21 protein-coding genes are annotated in these 23,818 nt (G+C 68.0%); 19 read left to right on the top strand and 2 right to left on the bottom strand.

Annotated features, from left to right (window positions below; translation table 11 throughout):
- The first annotated feature begins 436 nt into the window (after positions 1–436).
- The 13 genes from AP234_RS09750 (at position 437) to AP234_RS09810 (ending at position 15,211) form a co-directional block, all read left to right on the top strand.
- Positions 437–1,432 (top strand): LacI family DNA-binding transcriptional regulator, encoded by a 996-nt coding sequence (locus AP234_RS09750; RefSeq protein ID WP_235558081.1) that lies wholly within the window; start codon positions 437–439, stop codon positions 1,430–1,432.
- A 162-nt stretch (positions 1,433–1,594) separates the two neighbouring features.
- On the top strand, positions 1,595–3,775 hold the full coding sequence (locus AP234_RS09755) for an alpha/beta hydrolase-fold protein (protein ID WP_055479234.1): 2,181 nt from the start codon (positions 1,595–1,597) through the stop codon (positions 3,773–3,775).
- Positions 3,776–3,988: 213 nt separating this feature from the next.
- Positions 3,989–5,398: an extracellular solute-binding protein gene (locus AP234_RS09760; RefSeq protein WP_055479349.1), complete on the top strand. Its 1,410-nt coding sequence runs from the start codon at positions 3,989–3,991 to the stop codon at positions 5,396–5,398.
- Positions 5,399–5,474: 76 nt separating this feature from the next.
- Positions 5,475–6,416 carry a carbohydrate ABC transporter permease gene (locus tag AP234_RS09765; protein WP_055479235.1) on the top strand — a complete coding sequence of 314 codons (942 nt, stop codon included), beginning with the start codon at positions 5,475–5,477 and terminating at the stop codon, positions 6,414–6,416.
- Positions 6,413–7,291, top strand: a complete 879-nt coding sequence (locus AP234_RS09770; protein WP_055479236.1) for a carbohydrate ABC transporter permease — start codon at positions 6,413–6,415, stop codon at positions 7,289–7,291. The genes AP234_RS09765 and AP234_RS09770 overlap by 4 nt, the downstream gene beginning before the upstream one ends.
- 86 nt (positions 7,292–7,377) lie before the next feature.
- Entirely contained in the window at positions 7,378–9,105 is a 1,728-nt protein-coding gene (locus tag AP234_RS09775; RefSeq protein ID WP_055479237.1) for an IlvD/Edd family dehydratase, read from the top strand.
- 68 nt (positions 9,106–9,173) lie between these two features.
- Complete coding sequence (locus AP234_RS09780) at positions 9,174–9,767, top strand: TetR/AcrR family transcriptional regulator (RefSeq protein ID WP_235558061.1); 594 nt, start codon at positions 9,174–9,176, stop codon at positions 9,765–9,767.
- 77 nt (positions 9,768–9,844) lie between these two features.
- Positions 9,845–11,032, top strand: coding sequence for an aromatic ring-hydroxylating oxygenase subunit alpha (locus AP234_RS09785; protein ID WP_200926324.1), 1,188 nt, complete (start codon positions 9,845–9,847; stop codon positions 11,030–11,032).
- 10 nt (positions 11,033–11,042) lie between these two features.
- Positions 11,043–11,972, top strand: coding sequence for a 3-keto-5-aminohexanoate cleavage protein (locus AP234_RS09790; RefSeq protein WP_055479240.1), 930 nt, complete (start codon positions 11,043–11,045; stop codon positions 11,970–11,972).
- The gene (locus AP234_RS09795; RefSeq protein WP_083501945.1) at positions 11,959–12,981 is read left to right on the top strand and encodes a 3-hydroxyacyl-CoA dehydrogenase NAD-binding domain-containing protein; all 1,023 of its coding nucleotides are present in this window, start codon (positions 11,959–11,961) and stop codon (positions 12,979–12,981) included. Before AP234_RS09790 ends, AP234_RS09795 begins: the two co-directional genes overlap by 14 nt.
- Positions 12,969–13,742: a VOC family protein gene (locus AP234_RS09800; protein ID WP_268778037.1), complete on the top strand. Its 774-nt coding sequence runs from the start codon at positions 12,969–12,971 to the stop codon at positions 13,740–13,742. Before AP234_RS09795 ends, AP234_RS09800 begins: the two co-directional genes overlap by 13 nt.
- 738 nt (positions 13,743–14,480) lie before the next feature.
- Positions 14,481–14,603: a hypothetical protein gene (locus AP234_RS39150; protein WP_268778033.1), complete on the top strand. Its 123-nt coding sequence runs from the start codon at positions 14,481–14,483 to the stop codon at positions 14,601–14,603.
- Between the two features lie 299 nt (positions 14,604–14,902).
- On the top strand, positions 14,903–15,211 hold the full coding sequence (locus tag AP234_RS09810; RefSeq protein ID WP_055479243.1) for a hypothetical protein: 309 nt from the start codon (positions 14,903–14,905) through the stop codon (positions 15,209–15,211).
- 643 nt (positions 15,212–15,854) lie between these two features.
- On the opposite strand, the gene AP234_RS09815 is transcribed toward AP234_RS09810, so the two are convergent.
- Both AP234_RS09815 and AP234_RS09820 read right to left on the bottom strand, forming a co-directional pair.
- The gene (locus tag AP234_RS09815; protein ID WP_055479244.1) at positions 15,855–16,946 is read right to left on the bottom strand and encodes a M20 family metallopeptidase; all 1,092 of its coding nucleotides are present in this window, start codon (positions 16,944–16,946) and stop codon (positions 15,855–15,857) included.
- Positions 16,943–17,992 carry a LacI family DNA-binding transcriptional regulator gene (locus AP234_RS09820; protein WP_055479245.1) on the bottom strand — a complete coding sequence of 350 codons (1,050 nt, stop codon included), beginning with the start codon at positions 17,990–17,992 and terminating at the stop codon, positions 16,943–16,945. Before AP234_RS09820 ends, AP234_RS09815 begins: the two co-directional genes overlap by 4 nt.
- A gap of 203 nt (positions 17,993–18,195) precedes the next feature.
- On the opposite strand from AP234_RS09820, the gene AP234_RS09825 reads away from it, so the two are divergent.
- Genes AP234_RS09825 through AP234_RS09850 form a run of 6 tightly spaced genes read left to right on the top strand, consistent with a single transcriptional unit; the run spans position 18,196 to position 23,757 of the window.
- Positions 18,196–19,176 carry a substrate-binding domain-containing protein gene (locus tag AP234_RS09825; RefSeq protein WP_083501946.1) on the top strand — a complete coding sequence of 327 codons (981 nt, stop codon included), beginning with the start codon at positions 18,196–18,198 and terminating at the stop codon, positions 19,174–19,176.
- A 17-nt stretch (positions 19,177–19,193) separates the two neighbouring features.
- On the top strand, positions 19,194–19,973 hold the full coding sequence (locus tag AP234_RS09830; protein ID WP_055479246.1) for an ATP-binding cassette domain-containing protein: 780 nt from the start codon (positions 19,194–19,196) through the stop codon (positions 19,971–19,973).
- Positions 19,970–20,971 carry an ABC transporter permease gene (locus AP234_RS09835; RefSeq protein WP_083501947.1) on the top strand — a complete coding sequence of 334 codons (1,002 nt, stop codon included), beginning with the start codon at positions 19,970–19,972 and terminating at the stop codon, positions 20,969–20,971. The genes AP234_RS09830 and AP234_RS09835 overlap by 4 nt, the downstream gene beginning before the upstream one ends.
- On the top strand, positions 20,968–22,038 hold the full coding sequence (locus AP234_RS09840; RefSeq protein ID WP_055479247.1) for a phosphotriesterase family protein: 1,071 nt from the start codon (positions 20,968–20,970) through the stop codon (positions 22,036–22,038). Before AP234_RS09835 ends, AP234_RS09840 begins: the two co-directional genes overlap by 4 nt.
- A gap of 35 nt (positions 22,039–22,073) precedes the next feature.
- Positions 22,074–22,823 carry a glutamine amidotransferase gene (locus AP234_RS09845; protein WP_055479248.1) on the top strand — a complete coding sequence of 250 codons (750 nt, stop codon included), beginning with the start codon at positions 22,074–22,076 and terminating at the stop codon, positions 22,821–22,823.
- Between the two features lies 1 nt (position 22,824).
- Positions 22,825–23,757, top strand: a complete 933-nt coding sequence (locus tag AP234_RS09850; protein ID WP_063842834.1) for a nucleoside hydrolase — start codon at positions 22,825–22,827, stop codon at positions 23,755–23,757.
- The last annotated feature ends 61 nt before the right edge of the window (positions 23,758–23,818 follow it).

Raw genomic sequence — 23,818 nt, forward strand, 5'->3', positions numbered from 1 at the left:
GCGAGGTGCTGCCCTGGGCGACGCGACGGGGCAAAGGTTGGCGGGAGGGGCGCTAGTTCCGGGCGGGTGGCGGAGGAACGGCATTTCGCCACCCGTCGGGCACGTCGTCCACGTCATCCGCCGGACACCGGCCACTCGGCGCCGACCGTCGGCGAACGTTGACGCCTGTGAGGTCGTCAAGCTTCCGCCTGCGAGCCGGCGCCGAATTCGCCGTGTCCATTGTGGGCGACGCGCCTTTCGACTCCGCGCTCATAGGTCGCCATGCCCCGGCCCGCCCGCCTGATCTGGCCTTCTCTTCCGGGGACGCGGTCAGTGTACTGAGAGACCGGAAAGGGGCTTGTGTTCGCAATCGTTATCGCTTACTTTGCTGGAAACGTAACCGATAACGATTGCAGCAAAAGAGGACGATATGGCCGAGGGTGGGGCACCGGTGACGATGAGTGACGTCGCGCGGTTGGCGGGTGTCTCCACCGCGACAGTCTCCCGGGTGGTGAACGGCCGGTACGGCGTCAGCGCCGGCACCATCGCGCAGGTACGTTCGGCCATCGAGCGGCTGGGCTACGAGTCAAGCCTCGTGGCGGCGAGCCTGCGGCGCAGCCGTACCAACGTTCTGGGCCTGGTGACCCACAGCTTCCAGTCCTATACGGCCGAGGTGCTCAAGGGCGTGATGGACGCGCTGACCCAGTCGGGCTTCGACCTGATCATCTACGCCAACAGTGATCTCTACGGGACGTATTCGGAGGGCTGGGAGCAGCGGCATCTCACCCGCCTGTCGGGCACGCTCACGGACGGGTGCATCGTGGTCACCCCCTGGGGTGAGGTGCGGACCAGCACTCCGGTCGTGGTCATCGATCCGGTGCGGGACTCGACGGTGCCGTCGGTGACGGCGGACAACCTCACGGGTGCCACCACGGTGGTCGAGCATCTGCTCGACCTGGGGCACCGGCGTATCGGGTTCATCGCGGGCCGTTCCAGCCTGGCTGCGGCATGGTCGCGTGAGGAGGGTTACCGCAGGGCACTGGCCGAAGCCGGTGTTCCCGTCGATCCCGCCTTGATCGGCAGAGGGGACTTCAATCCCGAGTCCGCGGTCCCCTTGGCGCGCGAGTTGCTGAAAAGGGCGGACCGTCCGACGGCGATCTTCGCGGCGAGCGACGGGATGGCCCTGAAGGTTCTGGAGGTCGCGAAGGAGTTGGGGCTCAGCGTCCCCGGCGACCTGTCGGTGGTCGGTTTCGACAACATTCCGGAGGCCGCGTTGGCCGAGCCGGGGCTGACCACGGTGGACCAGTCGATGTACCGACTCGGGTACGAGGCCGCACGCATGCTGAAGTCGCTCGTGACCGGTGAGTGGGAGGGCCCCCGGCAAATACTGCTCCCGACCCGTCTGGTGGTCCGCGGCTCCACCGCATCACCGAGGGTCACGACCGAACCGTGACACACGCCCACAGCGTGGCACGCAGGCTCACCTGAGGTTCAGGTGAATAAGGCAGACCCACGACAGACGGAGGTGTAGACACAGAGTCCACAACACATCCGACTGATAAGCCGGGCCGGCAAGTCGGGGCCATCCGCTGCCGGCCGTCAAAGGAGCTTTTCTATGACGTTACAGTATCACGGCGGCGTGCGCCCCACGGGCGTGCGCCGGCTCTCGGCGGCGATCGTCGCCGGAGTCATGGCGATCGCGGCGGTGCTGCTCGCGCCGCGACCGGCGGCGGCGGACACGCCGTGGCTGGATGTTTCCGAGGACGGCTATGCGTCGTTCACCGTCCCGGCGGCCTACGTCCAGGCCAACGTGGGCCAGGTGTCGCAGGTCGTCATCGAGGGGAACTTCGGCCCCTCCTTCACCTGGGCGGAGTTCGGTCTCACCCGTCGTGGCGATGCCTGGTCGGGGGTTCTCGGCCCACTCAAGCCGGGGCTGTACTACTACCAGGTCACGGGCGATGACACCAAGGGGCTCAAGGATCCGACGAACGGGACCGGTGTGGCGTCCAAGCCTCTCTGGAGCACGTTCCTCGTCCAGGGTGACTCGGCGCGCCTGCTGGCGGACGCGCCTCAGGGGCAGGGTGGCAAGGTCGAGACCCTGACCTACCACGTAAAGAACAAGGAGCGGTCGGCTCTGGTATGGACGCCGCCGGGGTACCAGGCCAAGGGGCCCAAGGGTTACCCGGTGCTGTTCCTGCGGTCCGGTGATGACGGGACCGCCACCGACTGGCTCGACCTCGGCCGGGCCAAGCAGATCTTCGACAACCTGTCGGCCCAGGGTGCCATGGCGCCGATGGTGGTCGTGATCGGCGACGGCGACGCGTCGGACGACGACAAGGAGCTGAAGGACCTCCGGAAGGCGGCCGCGGACAAGTACCACGTCCTCCGCGACCCGGCGCACCAGGCGATCGCCGGTGTGTCCGAGGGTGGGACGCGGGCGCTGCGTGCCGCGCTGACCACCCCCGGTCGGTTCGCCTACGTCGGCTCGTTCTCGGGTCTTCTGGAGGAGAGCGTCAGCCGTGCGGACGCCAACGCGATCAACCGCGACGTCAAGCTGGTGCGTCTGTACACCGGGAACGTGACCGATCCCGCGTACAACGCGACCAACCGCCTGACGAAGGCGCTGGACGAGGCCGGCATCGACTACGAGTTCGATGGGGTCAACCCCGACGCCGGGGCGAACTGGAGCGCCTGGCAGGAGAACCTGATCGATTTCGTGCCGCGGCTGTTCCGTACGGTGTCGGATCACGGTCCGAGCGCCGGTCACGGGCCGCTGAAGGGCGAGTTCGACCCGCCGGCCGCCGGCACCACCCCGACGCCGTTCCTGACCGAGGACGGCTTCGTCACCTTCGAGACCACGACCGACTTCAAGGACGCTCAGCACGTCACGGTGTGGGCGAACTGGGCTCCCGGCGGGAGTTGGCTGCGCGTTCCGCTGTCCCGCGACGGCGACCGGTGGCGGGGGACCGTGGGTCCGCTGGACCCGTGGTTCTACTACTACCGGGTGATCGTGGATCGGGTCGCGGTCAAGGACGTGTCGAACCCGACGAAGGTGACGACCGAGCCGACCTGGAGCACCTTCCTCATCCCCGGAGAGGCGTCGCGTCTGCTCTCGGACGTTCCCGACGGCCAGGGCGGAAAGGTCGAAAGCCTGACGTACCGGAGCAACGTCGCGAACCAGGACCGGACCGCGTTGGTGTGGACCCCACCCGGATACGACCCCGACCGCGCTGAGCCGTACCCCGTCTTCTACCTCCAGCACGGTGGCGGCCAGAGCTACACGGACTGGGTCGAGATGGGACGCGCCAAGCAGATCCTCGACCACCAGTTCCTCGACGGGGACCTGGTGCCGATGGTCGTCGTGATGGGCAACGGCAACGTGTCCAACTTCACGAAGGAACTGCGGGAGAACATCGCCCCGGCGGCCCGTGCCCGCTACAACATCTCCAGCGACCCGTCGCAGCAGGCGCTCGCCGGCCTCTCGATGGGCGGTGGACATACCTTCGGGGTGCTCAAGGCGCATCCGGGCGAGTTCGCCTACATCGCGGCGTTCTCGGCCGGGTTCGGCAGCGGTGCCGGCGTCGACGCCGAGGCGATCAACAACGGGACCAAGCTGCTGCGTCTGTACGTCGGTGACCAGACCGACTTCGTGTACCCGTCGTTCATGGCGTCCCTGAACACCTTGAACGACCTCGGTATCCGCTACGAGTTCGACGGGGTGACCCCCGGGCCGCACGGCTGGGACGTGTGGCAGAAGAACCTCATCGACCTGGCTCCGCGCCTGTTCAAGCGCTAGCCGGGCCCGCCCGTTCGAGGCCACGCCGCCGGGGGTGCCACGCTCCCGCCCCAGGTGGTGCTCATCGGGCATCGGCGGCATGTGAGCGCTCACATGAGGATCGGCACGAAGAACGGGGCGCGGGGTCGTATCACCCGTGCCCCGTTCCGGTCGATCGCTCGGCCTCAGCGGCGGCGCATGACCCGTGTGCGCAGCGATCCCGGAGGGGAAATCATGTCAACGAAGACGAGAAGACCACTGGCCACCGCAGCCATGCTCGCCGCCGCGTGCGTGCTCGCCGCCTGTTCCTCCACGGGGGGAGGCGGCGCGAGCAACGCGAGCGCGAGCAACGGTGGAAGCGAAGCGACCGGAAACGACGTGACCGGAAACGACGCGAGCAACTGCACGAACACGATCAGCAAGAAGGACCTGCCGGTCGTGACCTTCTGGGGCTGGTACCCCAACATGGAACTCGTCGTCGACAACTTCAACGAACTGAGCAACGAGGTGCAGGTCTGCTGGACCAACGTCGGCCAGGGCGGTGACCAGTACCGCAAGTTCCAGACGGCCATCTCGGCGGGCACCGGTGCGCCAGACGTGATCATGATCGAGATGGACCGGATCCCGACCTTCCAGATCCAGAACGCGCTCGTCGACATCAAGAAGTACGGCTTTGACAGCGTGAAGGAGAACTACAGCGAGGGCGCGTGGAAGGACGTCTCGATCGGTGACGCGGTCTACGGCGTGCCCGTGGACGGCGGCCCGATGGCGATGATCTACCGGAAGGACATCTTCGACAAGTACGACATCACGCCGCCGAAGACGTGGGCCGAGTACGAGCAGGCGGCGCAGAAGGTGAAGGACGCGGGGGGCCCGCTGTTCGGCGACCTGGGGGCGAACGTGTCGGCCGTCACGATGGCGCTGCAGATTCAGAAGGGCGCCGTGCCGTTCACCTACGACCCGGCGCAGCCGGAGCTGATCGGTATCAACCTGAACGACCAGGCGTCCAAGGACGTGCTCGACTACTGGGCGGGCCTCGTGCGCAAGGGGCTGGTCGGAACGCAGAACCAGTTCACGCCGGAGTACATCTCCGGTGTGATCAACGGTAAGTACGCGACGTACATCTCGGCGGCCTGGGCGCCCGGCTACCTCACCGGTGCCGGCGTCGGCAAGGGCAAGGACACCGGCAAGTTCGCGGTGGCGCCGCTCCCGCAGTGGGACGCCGACAACCCGGTTCAGGTGAACTGGGGCGGGTCGGCCTTCTCCGTGACGAGTCAGGCGAAGAACCCGGAACTGGCGGCGAAGGCGGCGTACGGCCTCTACGCCGACGAGAAGTCGCTCACCGACGGCTGGACCAACCAGATCATCTTCCCGATGAACCTCAAGGCGCTCAACGATCCCGAATTCGTGGACCTGAAGGTGTCGTTCTTCGATGGTCAGCAGGCGAACAAGGAGGTCTACGTCCCCGCGGCGAACGCCTACAAGGGCGTCACCTACAGCCCGTTCGGCCAGTACTACTTCGAGGCCATGACGAAGCAGGTCAGTGCCATCATCGAGGGTTCTGTCACCGGTGCGCAGGCCGCCGACCGCATTCAGGAGGACGTGGTGAAGTACGCCAAGGAACAGGGCTTCACCGTTCAGTGACAAGCAGGGTGGGCCAGGCCGTCCTCGACCGTCTGGCCCACCCGAGACTCCCAGCATCGACATCTCGGAGCCCAAGATGACCCTCCTGATCGAGGAAAGTGTGCCGAGCAGTCAAGAGAAACCGCACAAGGTCCGCGGCAAGGTGCGCCTTCGTGAGCACCTGATGGGGTGGCTCTTCGTCGGGCCGTTCGGGATCGTCTTTCTGGCGTTGCTCATCGCGCCGCTCGTGTACGCGCTTTATCTCAGCCTCTTCCAGAAGAAACTGATCGGCGGCACCAGCTTCGTCTTCCTCGACAACTACGTGAAGGCGTTCACCGACCCGAGTTTTCTCTCCGGGGCGTGGTTCGTCGTACGCTTCTCCCTCGTCGCCATTCCGCTGCAGATCATCGTCGCGCTCGCGTTGGCCCTCATCCTGGATGCCGTCACCTCCCTTTTCACCCGGTTCTCGCGGCTGATGATCTTCCTGCCGTACGCGATTCCCACGGTCATCGGGGCCGTCATGTGGGGGTTCCTGTACAGCAGGAGCTTCGGGCCGCTCTCCGACATCTTCGGCCTGTTCGGCGCCACCGCTCCGGACATCTTCAGCAGCAACCTGATCTTCTACGGCCTCGTCAACATCGTCACCTGGCAGTGGGCCGGTTACTACATGATCATCCTGTACGCGGCGCTGCAGGGGATCGACCCGGCGCTCTACGAGGCCGCTCGGATGGACGGCGCCGGAAAATGGCAGATCGCGCTCCGGATCAAAATTCCGCTGATCGCTCCCGCGGTGCTCCTGATCCTGGTCTTCTCGCTCATCGGCACCCTGCAGTTCTTCAACGAACCGCAGTTTCTGCGTTCCCTCGCGGCCGGCACCATCGGACCGGACTTCACCCCCAACATGTACGCCTACCAGCAGGCGTTCGCGCTCGCGAATTTCAACTACGGTTCGGCGATCTCCTTCGCCCTCGGCGGGCTCGTGTTCGTCGGCGTCTACGCATTCCTGTTCTTCACCCGTAAGCGGAGGAGCTTTCTATGAGAACCGGCCGCTCCGGCGCACGCCGCCCGCCACAACGCAACCTGCCCATGCAGGTGCTCCTCGGCTTCCTGGTCGTGTATTTCCTGGTGCCGTTCTGGTGGGTCATCGTCAACAGCTCCAAAGACGCCCCCGGCCTGTTCGGCGGCGGCAGCACACTGTGGTTCACCGACCGGATCGACTACTTCGAGAACCTCAGGCAACTGTTCACCTACGACGGTGGCATCTACGGCAGGTGGATTCTCAACTCCACGCTGTACGCGCTCGCGGGCGGGCTCGGCGCCACGATCCTGGCCGTCATGGCGGGCTACGGATTCGCCAAATACCGCTTCGCCGGCAGACGTTTCGGCTTCTCGATCCTGCTCGGCGCGTTGATGGTGCCCGCGACCGCCCTGGTGATCCCGACCTTCGTCATGTTCTCCGGGCTCGGCCTGACGAACACGATCTGGGCGGTGATCCTCCCATCGCTGCTCAACCCGTTCGGGGTCTACCTGATGCACGTGTACGCGCGGGACGCGGTGCCCGACGAGATCCTGGACGCGGCGCGGGCCGACGGCGCGGGTGAGGTGCGGACGTTCCTCCAGGTCGCGTTCCCGCTGATGCGGCCCGCTGTGGTCACGGTGCTGCTCCTGTCGGCCGTGGCGTCCTGGAACAACTACTTCCTGCCCCTCGCCATGCTCTCGGACAACCGCCTCTTCCCGGTCACCGTCGGACTCGGCGTCTGGCAGGGAATCGCCTCGGCGAACAACGCGGGCAGCACCTCTCTGTGGAGCCTCATCATCCTGGGCGCGCTCGTGTCGGTGATCCCACTCATCATCGCGTTCTTCACCCTCCAACGACACTGGCGCGGCGGACTGTCCGTCGGAGGCCTGAGGTAGGCCGGGGCCGGTCTTCCGCCGATCAAGCGCTTGCCCATTGATCGCCGCCTCTCCGGCGGCCGGACAGATGACAGGAAGGTGTGCCGATGTCGATGACGGATCGCCCGCTGCGCAGCCAGGAGTGGTTCGGAGCGGAAGGACGCAACGGGTTCATTCATCGATCGTGGATGCGCAACCAGGGGTTCGCGGACGACGTCTTCGACGGCCGGCCCGTGATCGGCATCGCCACCACGTGGTCGGAGCTGACGCCGTGCAACGCCCACCTGCACGACCTGGCCGAGTCGGTGAAGCGCGGGGTGTGGGAGAGCGGCGGCCTGCCGCTGGAGTTCCCGGCGATGAGCCTGGGGGAGCCGCTGATGCGGCCGACGACCATGCTCTATCGCAACCTGCTGTCGATGGAGCTGGAGGAACTGGTCCGGGCCAACCCGCTCGACGGGGTGGTGCTGCTGTCCGGGTGCGACAAGACCACGCCCGGGCTGCTGATGGGCGCGGCCAGCGTCGACCTGCCGACTCTGATGATCACCGGTGGCCCGATGCTCAACGGCAAGTTCCGTGGCCGCGACATCGGATCGGGCACCGATGTGTGGCGCTTCACCGAGGAACTGCGCGCCGGGCGGATGACCGCGGCCGATTGCAGCGAGGCGGAGGTCTGCATGTCCCGCAGCCGGGGGCACTGCATGACCATGGGGACCGCCTCCACCATGGCCTGTGTGACCGAGGCGCTGGGCGTTCAGCTACCCGGGGCCGCCGCCGTACCGGCGGTCGACTCCCGCCGCTACGCGCTCGCGCACGCCGCCGGTCGCCGGATCGTGGCCATGGTCGAGGAGGACCAGCGGCTGTCCACCGTGCTCAGCCGGCAGGCCTTCGAGAACGCCATCCGGGTCAACGCCGCGATCGGTGGCTCCACCAACGCCGTGGTGCACCTGCTCGCGATCGCCGGGCGCCTCGATGTCCCCCTGTCGCTGGAGGATTTCGACACGCTCACCGCCGATGTGCCCATGCTGGTGAACCTGATGCCCTCCGGCGCGTACCTGATGGAGGACTTCGCGTACGCGGGCGGAGTCCCGGCGGTGATGAAGGAGATCGCCTCCCTGCTGCACCTGGACCAGGTCACCGTCAGCGGGAGGAGCGTGGCCGACAACATCAGCGGTGCCCGGTGCTGGAACCGAGAGGTCATCGGCACCATGGCGGAGCCGTTTCAGCCCGCCGGCTCGGGGACCGTCGTGCTGCGCGGGTCGCTCGCGCCGTCCGGGGCCGTGCTCAAGGTCTCCGCCGCCTCGGCCCATCTGCTCCGGCACACCGGGCCGGCGCTCGTGTTCGACCGGATCGAGGACTATGTCGCGGTAGCCGATGACCCAGACCTGGACGTCACCGCCGACACGGTCATAGTGGTACGAAACGCCGGGCCCCGTGGCTATCCCGGCTTCCCCGAGGTGGGTAACGTGCCCATGCCGCGGCGGCTGCTCACCGCAGGGGTCACCGACATGGTGCGGATCTCCGACGCCCGCATGAGCGGCACCGGGTACGGCACCTGCGTCCTGCACGTGGCCCCGGAGGCGTCCGTGGGCGGCCCTCTCGCACTCGTGCGTACCGGTGATCCGGTTCGGCTCGACGTCCCCGCGCGGCGTTTGGACCTGCTGGTCGACGACGCGGAACTCGAGCACCGCCGCGCCGCCTGGCGGCCTCCGCAACCGGCCGCCGACCGGGGATGGGTACGGCTGTACAGCGAGCACGTCATGCAGGCCGACAGGGGCGCGGACCTGGACTTCCTCATCGGGGGCAGCGGCAGCGCCACGCCCCGCCACTCACACTGATCACGGATGGCCGTCCGGTCAAGAAGGCCGGACCGGCCGGCGAGCTTCCGCCACTAGGGTTGTGAGCTGTGAGTCTGAGGCCCGTGCGTGCGGTGGACGCCGACGAGAAAGTCGATCGGCAGGCACGGATCCTCGATGCGGTGCTTCGGCTGCTGTCCCTGCAGGGCATCTCCGGGGTCAGCATGCGGGCCGTCGCGCGTGCGGCCGGGGTGTCGTTGGGGCTGGTCAACTACTACTACGAGGACAAGACGAGCCTGATCCGCGCGGCCCTGCACCGCATCGAGGAGCAGGACATCGCGCTGGTCGAGCCGGACCCCGCCCTGGAACCGGAAGAGCGGCTGCGTGCCGCGCTGAAGCGGGTGGCCGACCCGGAGTTCCTGACCACAGAGTATCTGTCCCTGCGCCTTCAGCTCTGGGCGCTGGCCCAGGCTCACGAGGACTTCGAGCGCATCAACACTGAGGCCCAGGAACGCTATCGAGCCGGGCTCGCCGAGCTCATTCGCGCGGCCCGTCCCGGGTTGCCGCGGGGCGAGTGCGACAGGCGGGCCGCCGACATCAACGTCATCCAGAACGGTCTGTGGCTCACGGCCCTGCTGGGGCTCGATCACGCCGCGATCGGCCGGAGCGTCGCCCGCTGTGAGGAGATCGCGCTCGCCGAGTGACCGGTCGCGGCGGCGAAACTGGACGGACGTCCAGAAGGGCATTGAACGGTCGTTCAAACACTCGTATGCTCCCAATCATGGCACCAGTCACGATTGACGACGTACGCCGTGTCGGCACCGGTTTCCACGAGTCCCCTGACCGATCGATGTCGCTGCGGGCGGAGGCGTACACCGACCCTCGGTGGCTCGAGGCCGACATGCGGGCGATCTTCGCCCGCACCTGGCAGTGGACCTGTCACGTGGAGAAGCTCGCGTCGCCGGGCAGCTACGTGTCGGCCACGGTGGCCGGCATGCCGATCGCGATCGTCCGCGATCGCGATGGAGCGCTGCGCGCGTTCTACAACGTCTGCAAGCACCGTGCCCATGAGCTGCTCACGGGCTCCGGCACGACACGCAACATCGTCTGCCCCTACCACGCGTGGACCTACGGCCTGGACGGGCAGCTGAAGGCGGCCCGTCGCGCCGACAAGATGGCGACCTTCGACAAGAGCGAGATCTGCCTCGACCAGGTGCAGGTGGAGGAGTTCGGGGGATTCGTCTACGTGAACCTGGACCCGGCCGCCGCTCCTCTGCGCGAGCAGGCCGGGGATCTGGCGGCCGAGATCGCCAGGTGGGCCCCCGATGTGGCCGGGCTGACCCATGCGAAGCGGTTGACCTACGACATCGCCTCCAACTGGAAGAACGTCATCGACAACTTCCTGGAGTGCTACCACTGTCACATCGCCCACAAGGAGTTCGTCGAGCTCGTCGACATGGACACCTACGAGGTGAAGACCCACGGCATCTGGTCGAGTCACTTCGCCGAGGCCGGCAAGCAGGAGAACACCGCGTACGACGTCTCGGGCGCTTCGGTGACGGAGCACGCGGTGTGGTGGCTGTGGCCCAACACGTGTCTGCTGCGATATCCCGGTCGCGGCAACTTCATGGTCTTGCAGGTCATTCCGGCCGGTCCCGATCGCACCCTGGAGACCTGGGACTTCTACTTCGAGACGGCCGAGCTCATGGACGCCGAGGTGGAGGCAGTGCGGTACATCGACGAGGTGCTGCAGCAGCAGGACATCTCCATCGTGGAGAGCGTCCAGCGCGGCATGAACACCCCGGCCTTCGACCAGGGCCGGATCGTGTACGACCCGTCCGGCTCGGGGCTGTCCGAGCACGGCGTGCATCACTTCCACGGCCTCGTCCTCGACGCCTACCGGACATGGGTGGAAGGGACCGCGGCCCAGCGCGATCACGGGGACGCCGTCCCCACCCGCACCGTCTAGAGGTACGGCCATGCCAAGGCCTGTCATCATCACCTGCGCACCCACCGGCGGCATTCACACGCCGACGATGTCACCGCACCTGCCGGTGACGCCGGACGAGATCGCCGCCGCGTCCATCGAGGCCGCAGAAGCGGGGGCGGCGATCATCCACCTCCACGCTCGCGACCCCGAGACCGGCCGGCCCGACCCACGGCCCGAGCTGTTCCTGGACTTCATGCCGAAGATCAAGGACGCCTGCGACGCCGTCCTGAACGTCTCGACCGGCGGAGGACTCGGCATGACCCGCGAGGAGCGGCTCCGGGCCGCCGTCGCGACCTCTCCGGAAATGGCATCGCTGAACGTCGGCTCGTTGAACTTCGGGATCTTCCCGATGCTGCGGAAGCACTCGCAGTGGAAGCACGACTGGGAGCCGGCCTTCCTGGAGATGACGCGCGACTTCGTCTTCAAGAACACCTTCGCCGACCTGGAGTACGTCGTGAAGGAGCTCGGCCACGGTCACGGGACCAGGTTCGAGTTCGAGTGCTACGACCTCGGCCACCTCTACAACCTGGCCTGGCTCATCGACCAGGGCTGGATCGAGCCGCCCTTCTTCGTCCAGATGGTCTTCGGTGTGCTCGGCGGTGTCGGTGCCGACCTCGACAACCTCCAGCACATGCACACGGTGGCCGACAGGCTGTTCGGGGACGACTACGAGTGGTCGGTGCTCGCCGCCGGCCGCCACCAGATGCCGTTCGCGACGCAGGCCGCCATGCTCGGCGGCAACCTGAGGGTGGGCATGGAGGACAGCCTGTTCATCGGACCCGGCGAGCTCACGACGTCGAACGCGGACCAGGTACGCAAGATCCGCGGCATCGTGGAGGCGCTCGGGCATGAGGTCGCCACGCCGGCACAGGCCCGCGAGCGGCTCGGTCTCAAGGGAGCCGACCATGTCACCTTCTGAGCTGTCCCCTTCCGAGGCGGCCCTTTCCGAGGCGGCCCCTTCCGCGGGCGCCTGGGCGCCCGTCGAGGTCACCCGTGTCGCCTCGCTCGGCGGGGGAGTGATCGGCCAGAGCTGGACCGCCCTGTTCCTGGCCGCCGGAAAGTCGGTCACGCTGTTCGATCCCGACCCGGCCGCGGAAGGGCGGGTCCGCCGCGCGGTGGAGACAGCGTGGCCGGCCCTGATCGAGCTCGGTCTGACGACCCGGGCCGAGCCGGAAGGCGAACTGCTCGTGTGCGCCGACGCGCGTACGGCGGTCGCGGACGCCCAGTTCGTCCAGGAGAGCGTGCCCGAGCGGATCGAGCTCAAGCACCGGCTGTACGCCGAGATCGAACCCGCCCTCGCCGAGAACGCCATCGTGGCGTCGTCGGCATCCGGCCTGACCCTCACAGAACTGCAGGCCGGTTGGGACCATCCGGACCGGTTCGTCCTCGGTCACCCCTTCAACCCGCCGCATCTGATCCCCCTCGTCGAGGTCATGGGCAACGACCGGACGGCCGCCGACGTCGTCGACCGGGCCCGTGACTTCTACGAGTCCGTCGGCAAGGTGACGATCGAGGTCAAGCGGGAAGTCCCCGGCCACGTCGCCAACCGGCTGCAAGCGGCCCTGTGGCGAGAGGTCATCCACCTCGTCAACGAGGGCGTGGCATCCGTGGACGACATCGACACCGCCATCTCGTCCGGACCGGGTCTGCGCTGGGCCGCCTGGGGTCCGACGACGCTGTTCCACCTCGGCGCGGGCGAGGGCGGCATCGGTGCCTTCTGCGAGCGGTACGCCGACAGCTTCAACCGCTGGTGGGACGACCTGGGTCAGCCACATCTGGACGAGGCCACCGCGGCCCGGCTGGCCGACGGACTGACGGCCGCCAGGTCCGGTGACCTCGATGCCCTGGCCGCGCAGCGCGACGCCATGATCGTGTCGGCCATCCTGGCGGCCGGCCGCGTGAAAGGAGACACGCCATCGCCGGCGTAGCCCTCGACCACACGTCGTTCGCCGTCCACGACGCGATGAGCTGGGCCCGGCGGCTACGGCGCGAGCTGGGCGCGACCCCGATCTTCGGTGAGCAGCTCGCGCAGTTCAGGTACCTGCTGCTCCACGTCGGCACCGCCGACGATGGTGCGAGATTGGAACTGCTCGAGCCGAGGGGCGAGGGGTTCCTCACCCGCTTCCTGGACGCCCGCGGCGAGGGTCCGCATCACATCACCTTCGTCGTACCGGACCTGCGCACGACGGTGGTGCGGGCCCGCGCACTCGGCCTGACCGTCGTCGGCGAGGACTACGACCACCCGCCCTGGTGTGAGGCGTTCATCGCGCCGGACGCCAAGCACGGTGTCGTCATCCAACTCGCGCAGTCCGATCGGAGCTACCCGCCGGTCGACCGGTTGCTGTCGACTCGTACCCGTGACGTCGAAAACCTCCCCAGCTCCCGGGGAGCCACCGAGCCGCTGTGGTGGACCCCGCTGTGGGAGACCGCACCGGGAGCGGTCGCACGGCTGGGGACCACGCATCTGGGCTCGACGGACCTCGAGTTCTCCCGGCTCGTCTTCGGGGAACTGCTGGGGGCTCGGGTGACCGAAGACGACTCGGCGCTGGACCTGTCATGGCCCGGCGGGTCGGTCCGGGTGCACGCCTCGGAGCGCCCAGGCGTGACCGGAATGAGCCTGCGCGGCGGTCCCGCCGACGGCATCGCGATCGGTCGCGCCCGGCTCGGTACGGAGGTGCTCCACCCATAAGGCACTGCCGGTTTCCCCGGCTCGAACGTCGGCGGGACAGAGACGGGCGGCCTTGAGAAGAGGGGCGCCCTGGAGAACCACGGCTCTATGGTGCGCCTCCTGGTCGTCGTTATGGATAAGGCCGGGGGCGATTGCCACTGCGTCACCTGCTTGTCGGTGTCGATCTCGTTATGGTCTCCCGGAGGAGCAGAGAGAGGCGGAGCGGTGATCAGTTTCGACGGGACCTTCTACACGATCACAGACCCTCTATTCGAGATGACCATTCCGGCTTGGTGGGATGTCCCAACCCGCCCTGTCTCGCATCGAGGGCGGTGGCGGCATTCCGGATATAGCGACATTGCTGCGCCTCGGTGCGGCAATGGGGGTTCGGTTCCGCGTCGAGCTCGTCGTCGACGACGACACCACTGAAGTCGAGCCTCTAAGGTTGCATCACCGACAGCTCGCGACCGCATAGGTTGCAGGCGGCCACTTCAAGTCTGCGTTCGTAGGCTTCCGCTGCGCCTTCCGCGGTAGCGGTCTTCAGCCGCGACAGGATTACTCGGAGTCGTCAGCGCCAGGGAAACGAGGATGCCCAGCCCTAGATCACATTCTTAAGCTGGGCTTTGATGTTGGAGCGGGTGAGGGAAATCGAACCCGCGCTACCAGCTTGAGAATCGTACGGACCACGTCCTGAAGAGGCGCTGACCCGGGCGTAGGTCCGGTCATCCAACGGGTGCTTCCGTTCATCAGGGCCTCGGTATGGAAGAAGCCGTCGAGTTCTTCGAGGATGAGCAATTCGAGGAGCCGGGCAAGGAAGTGCTTGAACTCGTCGAGGTCACCCCAGGTGGACATGGCGTGGTCGGCATAGGGACCGAACGCTGATGCGGTGAGAGCATGCGGAGGGGCGCTGCCCTCGTCGCGCGAACCTGTTCATCCGACAAGCAGTGGTCGCAGAAGTCGGTCTTGGCGGCGTAAGCGCGTCGACCTGGGCTTCAGGCCGGTCACGAGTGACAGCGCTGATCACGTGCAGTACGGCGCGGGCCTGCTCGTGGCCGACTCCCATGCGGGTCTGGAAGCCCCACTCATCGAGGTGGCTGCCGTTTGGCGTCATTCTCCGCCGAGAAGACGTGCCGGCACGGGATCAGGAAGGCCATCGATCTAAACATGTCTAACCTGTCGGCGTGGGCACCGACATCTACGGCTATATCGAGGCTCGCCACCCGTCCGCTGACGAGGACTGGTACGACGGGGATGCTTGGGCGGTGTTCATGCCTCTCTACCCGCTCTATGACGGCGGTGACCATGAGTCTTTCGGCTGCCTCTTCGGCGTTCGTGATCGACTCGGCTGGTCTCCGGCCGCGGCCGGACGCGGTCTACCCGCCGACGCGTCGGAACCTGTTCGCATCGAATATGAGGACAGTGTCCGGATCGACGCCGCCATACATGGCTGCACCTGGGTCACCTGGGCAGAGTTGCGTGATCTGGATTGACCGTCCGCCCTGCCGCTCGGGGGGTGCTCGATGTTCGGCCACGACATGGCTCGTTGATCAGCCGGTATCGGGTCGATGACCAGTGGCCCGAGGGTGTCGTGGACGCGTACGGCACGCCGCCGTCGGGTGCCTCGCCCGTCGAGGCTCCGGCGGGCCGCTGGGAGGTTTCTGGAGCGACGCTCGAATATCGTCCGGTGACGCGACGAGATGTGCTGGGACCGGGCACGGGGTGGGAACACGTTTTCGCGGTCATGCAGGCATTGGCGGGGCGGTTCGGACCTGGCGGCGTGCGATTGGTCGTCTGGTTCGACTGACGGCACCGCGAAGGCGTGTCGACCGGTGAGACCGTGTCGGGAACTTCTGCCAAGCGGATGAGCGCTCCGGTGGGGCCGATTTTCTCGCTCCAGGGGCAGGAGCCTTGCCGCCTCGCATATGACGTTCGTGTTATGAGTCGGGGAGGTGGAACTGGAGCCCGAGGCCGACGAGTGGTTCGACTCGCTCAACCAGGACGACCAGGAGACCGCGGGAACGCCTTGCCGAAGCGCTGGAACTGCGGCTCAGCGTCCAACTGCGGCCCCTTCCCAGAGCGAGCTGACCTTCGCTCCTGGAGACGTAGGCCTTCCCGCATCCAGACGTCACCGCGTCAGGGGGTGAGTCCGGCCAGGGCGGTGGTGTAGATCTCGACGGCTTCTTCGATTCGGTGGATCAGGCAGTACTCATCGGTGACGTGCGCCTGCTCCGGTTCACCTGGACCGCAGATGACTGTCGGCACCCCGCCACATGCGGTGGCGAGGATCGAGGCGTCGGTGAAGTAGCTGGCCGCCGGGCGGTCGCCGGGCGCGCCCGCCCCCGCATCGACCAGGGCCCGGACGAAGGGATCGTCCGGCTCCGTCCAGATCGCGGGCAGGTCCACGAGCACGTCGAGGGTCGCCTCAGCACCGAGTGCGGCCAGCAACCGCTCGCGGAGCCGTACGTGATCCTGGCCGGTGACGGTGCGCATGTCGATGGTCGCGGTGGCCAGGTCGGGCACGGAGTTCACGTTGATCCCGCCCCGCGCCGTCCCCACGTTCACGGTGGGCGGGCCCAGCCAGGGATGTTCGGGCACCCCGGCGTCGAACTTCTCGACGGCGCTGATCACGCGGGCGAGCTTGTAGATCGCGTTGTCGCCCAGATGCGGCATCGAGCCGTGTGCGGTTCTGCCCCGAGTCGTGGCCTCCAACCAGAGCGCACCCTTGTGCCCGAGCAGCGCGCGGTTGGCGGTCGGCTCGGCCACCAGCAGGGCGCGTGACCTGCCCACCAGATCAGCGGCCGCCATCTCGGCCGCACCCGCACACCCGGTTTCCTCGCCCGCGGTGAAAACCACTTCCAGGGCGACCTTCGGCCCGGTGGAGCGTACGTGCCGCTCGGCGGCGACCACCAGCGCGGCGACGCCGGCCTTCATGTCGCTCGAACCGCGCCCGTACAGGCGATCTCCGTCGATCTCCGCGCTGTGCGGCGCATGCCGCCACGCGCGGCCGCCCAGAGGCACTGTGTCGAGGTGTCCGGTCAGCGTCACCGGCTCCCCGGTCCCCCAACGGGCGACCAGCCCGGTGCGGCCGGGAGCGAGCTCGTGCCGCCGCACCGCGAAACCGGCGTCCGACAGCCGCCTCGCGAGCGGCTCGGCCACCGCGGCCTCGTTCCCGCCCACCGAGTCGATCCTGATCAGCTCGCGGGTCAGCTCGACCGCCTCGTTCACACGGACTCCTTTCCCGGCTTCCGGCCCGGTTCCACCGGCGTCCCGGCCGCCACCGCTCGGCTGGTCTGCCGTACGACCAGGCTGGGAGCGATCGCGATGCGCTGCGCGGGGCGGGGGTCGCCGGCTCTGACCTGGCCCAGCAGGCGCACCGCCTCCGCCGCCATCTCCTCCACCGGCTGGCGTACCGTGGTGAGCGGCGGGTCGCACATCGTCGCGTGTCCCACGTCGTCGAATCCGACCACGGACACGTGCTCGGGCACTCGAGTCCCGCCGATCCGCAGCGCTCGCACCAGGCCCACGGCGATCTCGTCGTTTCCACAGACCACCGCGTCCGGCAGGGGGCCGCTGTCGAGCAGGCCGCGCCCGGCCTCGATGCCCCACTCGAGGGTGAACTCGCCCAGCAGCGGCGCCCGGGCCTCCACACCTGCCCGGGCCGCCGCGCGTTCGAACCCGCCCAGCCGCAACCGGGCGGAGGAGCTCACCAACCGGCTGCCCACGAAGATCACCGAGCGGGCCCCGCCCGCGACCACGTGATCGACCGCCAGGGACACCCCGGCCTCGTCGTCTACGCCCACCCAGTCGGCCCCGCCGCCCCCGATGTAGCGGTCGAGCTGCACCAGGGGCACCCGTCGGGCCGCGTCCAGCACCGCCGGGACGCTGGCCTCGATGTCACACGGGCTGATGATCAGTCCGTCCACGCGCCTGGCCAGCAGGGTCTCCAGCCTCCGCGCCTCGACCTCCGGACTGTACTGGGACGAGCACAGGAGCAGGTCCGTGCCGGAGTTCTGCAGCTCGCGCTCGACGGCTTCGACGATCGTGGTGAAGAACGGGTTGCCGATACCCGGGACGATCATGCCGATGGTGCCGGTGGTCTGGTCACGAAGCGCCTTGGCGACCGCGTTCGGCTGGTAGCCGAGCTCGGCGGCGGCGCGTGCCACCCGCTCGGCGATCTCGGGCGTGACCTTGCGCCGTCCCGAGAGGGCACGGGAGGCCGAGGCCACGGAGACGCCGGCCGCTCGTGCCACGTCGTGAATCGTCACGCCCATCGTGTAATCGATTTCCCTTGATCTTTACCTTCGATCGACCTAGCCGACCTTCGGGATGCCACGACCACACCGAACGATAGAGGTTCCTTGGAAAACTCGCATCTTGACGCTGCATTTTTGGGCCTACTAGCATGCCCGAAAACCGGGTAATCGATTACCCAAGCTTCTCTCTCCTTCCCGCCCCCCCGAAAGGCTCAGCTCCCATGGCGCGATCCCCGCGACTCACCCGCCTGGCGGCGGCGACGACGATCCTGGCCACCGGCCTGCTGGCGGCGGCCTGCGGCGGCTCAGACGACTCCGGCGCTTCCGGCGCCTCCGGCGGAGACCGGCCGAAGGTCGGACTGGTCCAGATCAACCAGCAGGCGATCTTCTTCAACGAGATGAACGCCGGCGCCCAGCAGGCGGCCGAGGAGGCGGACGTCGATCTCACGATCTTCAACGCCAACGACGATCCGGCCAAACAGAACGAGGCCATCGACAACTTCGTTCAGCAGCAGTTCGACGCGGTCATCGTGGTCGCCATCGACGTCGAGGGCATCAAGCCCGCCGTGAAGATCGCCAAGGACGCCGGGCTGAAGGTCGTCGCCGTGGACGCCATCGTCGACTCGCCCGCCGTGGACACCCAGGTGGGCGTGGACAACGCCGCCGCCGCCAAGCAGGCGGGCGAGTTCGTCAACAAGTGGGCCCAGGAGCAGGGTCTGACCGCGCCGAAAATCGGCGTGGTGGGGGCGCTGAACTCCTTCATCCAGAACATCCGCAAGGACGAGTTCAACAAGACCGTCGAGGGCGCGGGCGCCGAGATCGTGCAGACCGTCGACGGACAGAACAAGCAGGAGACCGCGATGACGGCCGCCGAGAACCTGCTCACCTCCCGTTCCGACATGAACATCGTGTACGCCACGGGGGAGCCGGCCCTCCTCGGCACGGTCGCGGCGGTGAAGTCGCAGAACGCGGCCGACCGGGTCAAGGTCTTCGGCTGGGACCTGACGAAGGAGGCCATCACCGGGATCGACGCGGGGTTCGTCGCCGGTGTGGTGCAGCAGGATCCGAAGACCGAGGGCTACGAGGCCGTCAAGGAGGCCAAGGCCCTGGTCGGCGGCGCCCAGCCCAAGAAGCAGATCGACGTGCCCGTGACCATCGTGACCAAGGACAACGTCGACCCGTATCGCGCCACCTTCAAGTGAGCGGCGAAGGGACTCGCATGACCGATCAGAAGGCGGGTCGCGTGGATCGGGTGGTCATGCGCGACATCCGCAAACGCTACGGCATGGTCGACGCGCTGCGCGGCGTGACGCTGCGCGTCGGCCCGGGAGAGGTGGTCGGGCTCGTCGGCGACAACGCGGCCGGCAAGTCCACCCTCATGAAGGTGCTGGCCGGCGCCGTCGTGCCGGACTCCGGCGAGATCGTCTTCGACGGCCGGACGGTCTCTTTCGCCACCCCGAAAGACGCCCGCGAACTGGGCATCGAGATGGTCTACCAGGACCTCGCGCTCTGCGACGACATCGACGTGGCCGGGAACCTGTTCCTCGGCAGGGAGCCGCGCAAGGCCGGCGGGATGCTGCTCGACGTACGCAAGATGCACGCGGACGCACGTCGCCACCTGGACGCCTTGAACATCAGGATCCCGCTGACGGACATCCCCGTCGGCGGGCTGTCCGGCGGCCAGCGCCAGGCGGTCGCCATCGCCCGGGCGGTGACCTTCGGCCCCAAACTGCTCATTCTCGACGAGCCGACGGCGGCGCTCGCCGTCGCCGAGGTCGAGACCGTCCTCGAGCTGATCAAGACGGTCTCCGCCCAGGGCGTCTCGGTGATCCTCATCACGCACCGTCTGCAGGATCTCTTCCGGGTCTGCGACCGGCTGTGCGTCATGTACGAGGGCACGCTTCGGGCCGACCTGGACGCCCGGAGCACCAGCCTCGAACGGCTCGTGTCCGAGATCGTCGCCCATGACACGGAAGAGAAGGAGGGGAGGCGACGGTGACCGTCACCAGTCAGCGGGTCGTGACCACCAGGTCGGCCCGTGCCAGCGCCCACATCGGCCGACACGCGCAGACGATCGCGATCGCGGTCGTGCTGGTGGCCCTACTGATCTTCTTCGCCTTCACCGCCGATCGGTTCGCCACGACGGGCAACCTGTTCAACCTCATGCGGCAGATCGCCCCCACGCTGATCGTCGCGACCGCGATGACCTTCGTGATCGGCACCGCCGGCATCGATCTGTCGGTCGGCTCCACGGTCGCGCTGTCCGGGTCGCTGCTCGCGATCGTGCTGCAGAACGGGTGGGACCCCACGGTCGCCCTGATCGCGATCATCGCGCTCGGCGCGTTGATCGGGTTCGTGAACGGATGGTTCTCCTCCTACCAGCACATCCCGCCGTTCATCGTCACGCTCGCGATGCTGTCGATCATGCGCGGTACGGCGCTGCGCGCCACCGAGGGCTATTCGACGCCCATCGACGGAGATCTGTGGATCGTCCAGATCGGCCAGGGCCGCATCGCAGGGGTGCCCATCCCCGCCATCCTCGCCGTGGTCGTCGCGCTCGTCGGCTGGCTCGTACTCACCCGCACGCCGTTCGGCCGCTACGTCATCGGCCTCGGCTCCAACGGCGAGTCGCTGCGCCGTACCGGCGTGAACACACGGAAAGTCGGGCTGGCCGTATACGTGCTCACCGGCGCGGCGGCAGCGGTGGCGGGCGTGCTGATCGCCACCCGTCTCAGCTCCGGCTCGTCCAACGCGGGCTCCGGCTTCGAACTGGAGGTCATCACGGCCGTCGTGCTCGGCGGCACCAGCCTCTTCGGCGGCCGGGCGAGCATGCTCGGCACGATCCTCGGCGCCCTCACGCTCGGCGTGATCGCCAACGGCCTGGTGCTGCTGCACGTCTCGCCGTTCTACGTGCAGATCGTCCAGGGCGGCATCCTGCTGCTGGCCATCTTCGCCAACAGCAAGGTGTGGGCGAAGTTCGGGGCGATACGGAAATGACCTCCCCCGCCCCGGTCTCGGCCGTGACGACCGTGCTCGGCCGAGTCTCCCCCGACGACCTCGGGATCACGCTCTGCCACGAGCACTTGCGCAACGACGGCGCCCGTGCCTGGCACCCTCCCATGGAGGGCGACGCCGAGGGCGGCCTGATCGCGCGCCAACCCGTGCGGATGGAGTTCCTCGGCAGGCTCCGCCAGGACCCGTACCTCTCCCGGGACAACGTGTCGCTGGACGATACGGAGATCGCGATCGACGAGGTGCGCAGGTTCGCGGAGCGTGGCGGGAGAACGCTGCTGGAGGTGACTCCCGTCGGCATCGGGCGCGCGCCCGCCGAGTTGGTCGCGATCGCCCGCGCCACCGGGCTGAACGTCGTCATGGGCTGCGGTTTCTACCTGGAGCGGACCCATCCCGACCGGGTCCGCTCGATGACCGCCGCTGACATCGCCGACGAGATCGAGCACGACCTGACCGAGGGCGTGGACATCGAGGGCGGCAGGGTGCGCGCCGGGGTGATCGGCGAGATCGGCGTCTCGCCGGGCTTCACCCCTGAGGAGGAGAAGGTGCTCCGCGGCGCGGCCCGGGCGCAGGCCCGCACCGGTGTGCCGCTCTCGGTCCACCTCCCCGGATGGGTACGGCACGGCCACCGCGTGCTCGACATCATCGCCGAGGAGGGCGGCCGGCTCCCCGGAACCGTGCTCTCGCATCTGAACCCCACCGGGGCGGACCGCGACTACCAGGTGTCCCTCGCCCTGCGAGGCGCCTACCTCGGCTACGACATGTGCGGCATGGACTACTTCTATCCAGGCGAGGGCCAGTCCCCGTGCGATGAGGAGAATGCGGCCGCCGTGGCCTGGCTCGTCCGCGCCGGACTGGGGCACCGGGTCCTGCTCTCCCAGGACGTGTTCCTGAAGACCATGCTCGTCCGGTACGGCGGGACCGGCTACGCCCACATCCTGACCCATTTCGTCCCCCGTCTGCACCGCCACGGGTTGACCGCCGATGACACGACCCGGCTGCTCGTAGGGAACCCGCGCGAGCTTTTCCTCGCCGCCGCGTGCGGCCACTGATGACACACGAAGAGAAAACGAAGGAGACGATTTCCATGACCCGCGTGCTGGTCGCCGGCGAATCCTGGGTGAGCGTGTCGACCCACTACAAGGGCTTCGACTCGTTCACCTCGACCACCTACCACACCGGGATCGAACCGCTGCGTAACGCCCTGGTCGCGGACGGCATCGACGTCGACCACCTTCCCGGGCACGACGTGCCGGCGCTGTTCCCCGGCACGGCCGAGGCGCTGGCCGCGTACGACGTGATCGTGCTCTCCGACATCGGGGCCAACAGCATCCTGCTTCACCCGGACACGTGGCTGGCCAGCGAGAAGACCGTCAACCGGATCGAGCTGCTGGCCGACTGGGTGGAGCAGGGCGGCGGCCTCGCCATGGCCGGTGGCTACCTGAGCTTCCAGGGCTTCGAGGCGAAGGCCGCTTACGCAGGGACGGCGGTCGAACGGGTGCTCCCCGCCCGGATCTCCCGTTACGACGACCGCGTCGAGACCCCGCAGGGCGTGCCCGGCCTGCTCGCCGACGACGCACACCCCATCGTGGCCGGACTGCCCGCCCAGTGGCCCGGCCTGCTCGGCTACAACCGCTTCGAGCTGCCCGAGGACGCGACGCTGCTCGCCACGGTCGGCGGCGACCCCCTGCTCGCCGTACGGCAGGCCGGGGCGGGCCGCACGCTCGCCTGGGCCTCCGACATCGCGCCGCACTGGTGCCCGGACGAGTTCGTCACCTGGGACGGCTACCGCACCCTGTTCACCCGGGCGGTCCGCTGGCTGGCGAAGGAGATCTGACGTGCCGATTCCGGTGATCCTCGACTGCGACCCCGGCCATGACGACGCCATGGCCATCCTGCTCGCGGCGGCTCACCCGGCGATCGAGCTGCGCGCGGTCGCGACGGTCGCGGGGAACCAGACGGTGGAGAAGACCGCGCTCAACGCGCGGCGGATGCTGAGCCTGGCCGGCGTCACCGGGGTGCCGGTCGCGGCGGGCTGCGACCGGCCGCTGGCGGCGCCGCTGGAGATCGGCGACTACGTGCACGGGGAGAGCGGCCTGGACGGCCCGGCGTTCGGGGAACCGAGCGTCCCGCTCGACCCCCGCCACGGCGTGGACCTCATCCACGACACGCTGGCGGCGGCCGCCGAGCCGGTGACCGTGGTGGCGATCGGCCCGCTGACGAACATCGCCACGCTGCTGCGCCGCCACCCGGGCGACCGCGAGCGGATCAGGGAAATCGTGATCATGGGAGGCTCGACGGATCGCGGCAACCACACGCCCTACGCGGAGTTCAACGTGTACGCCGATCCGGAGGCGGCGGCGGAGGTGCTCGACAGCGGCGTGCCGACGACGTGGGTCGGGCTCAACGTCAGCCATCAGGCGCTGGTGACCGCCGACGTGCTCGCCAGGATCGAGGCGCTCGGCACACCGCTCGCCGGTGTCTGCGTGGAACTGCTCACGTTCTTCGGTTCCACCTATCACGAGACCTGGGGCTTCTCCGCTCCGCCGTTGCACGACCCGATCACCGTGGCGTACCTGATCGATCCCGCGGTCCTCACCTCCGAGCGGGTGGGCCTGCGGATCGAGTTGGACGGCCGGCACACCCGGGGGACGACGGTGGCGGACCTGCACCGCCGCATGGGCTGGGAGCCCAACGCGAACGTCGGGATCGGGCTGGACAGGGATCGCTTCTGGGATCTCATGATCGGCGCGATCAAGGCGCTCGGATAGGCCTCCTGGGAGGTCGGTCGCGGCGTACGGCAGCCGCCGCGGCCCCGGGCACGCCTGGGGC

Source organism: Sphaerimonospora mesophila, assembly GCF_001417795.1.
In the GTDB taxonomy this organism is placed as follows: Bacteria; Actinomycetota; Actinomycetes; order Streptosporangiales; family Streptosporangiaceae; genus Sphaerimonospora; species Sphaerimonospora mesophila.

Bases quoted from the DNA above. Each gene is read 5' to 3' on its own strand.
- AP234_RS09825 (WP_083501946.1), top strand. From the start codon at position 18,196: ATGGCGCGATCCCCGCGACTCACCCGCCTGGCGGCGGCGACGACGATC.
- AP234_RS09830 (WP_055479246.1), top strand. From the start codon at position 19,194: ATGACCGATCAGAAGGCGGGTCGCGTGGATCGGGTGGTCATGCGCGAC.
- AP234_RS09785 (WP_200926324.1), top strand. From the start codon at position 9,845: ATGGCACCAGTCACGATTGACGACGTACGCCGTGTCGGCACCGGTTTC.
- AP234_RS09795 (WP_083501945.1), top strand. From the start codon at position 11,959: ATGTCACCTTCTGAGCTGTCCCCTTCCGAGGCGGCCCTTTCCGAGGCG.
- AP234_RS09765 (WP_055479235.1), top strand. From the start codon at position 5,475: ATGACCCTCCTGATCGAGGAAAGTGTGCCGAGCAGTCAAGAGAAACCG.
- AP234_RS09755 (WP_055479234.1), top strand. From the start codon at position 1,595: ATGACGTTACAGTATCACGGCGGCGTGCGCCCCACGGGCGTGCGCCGG.
- AP234_RS09750 (WP_235558081.1), top strand. From the start codon at position 437: ATGAGTGACGTCGCGCGGTTGGCGGGTGTCTCCACCGCGACAGTCTCC.
- AP234_RS09770 (WP_055479236.1), top strand. From the start codon at position 6,413: ATGAGAACCGGCCGCTCCGGCGCACGCCGCCCGCCACAACGCAACCTG.
- AP234_RS09790 (WP_055479240.1), top strand. From the start codon at position 11,043: ATGCCAAGGCCTGTCATCATCACCTGCGCACCCACCGGCGGCATTCAC.
- AP234_RS39150 (WP_268778033.1), top strand. From the start codon at position 14,481: ATGGAAGAAGCCGTCGAGTTCTTCGAGGATGAGCAATTCGAGGAGCCG.
- AP234_RS09775 (WP_055479237.1), top strand. From the start codon at position 7,378: ATGTCGATGACGGATCGCCCGCTGCGCAGCCAGGAGTGGTTCGGAGCG.
- AP234_RS09820 (WP_055479245.1), bottom strand. From the start codon at position 17,992: ATGGGCGTGACGATTCACGACGTGGCACGAGCGGCCGGCGTCTCCGTG.
- AP234_RS09760 (WP_055479349.1), top strand. From the start codon at position 3,989: ATGTCAACGAAGACGAGAAGACCACTGGCCACCGCAGCCATGCTCGCC.
- AP234_RS09845 (WP_055479248.1), top strand. From the start codon at position 22,074: ATGACCCGCGTGCTGGTCGCCGGCGAATCCTGGGTGAGCGTGTCGACC.
- AP234_RS09840 (WP_055479247.1), top strand. From the start codon at position 20,968: ATGACCTCCCCCGCCCCGGTCTCGGCCGTGACGACCGTGCTCGGCCGA.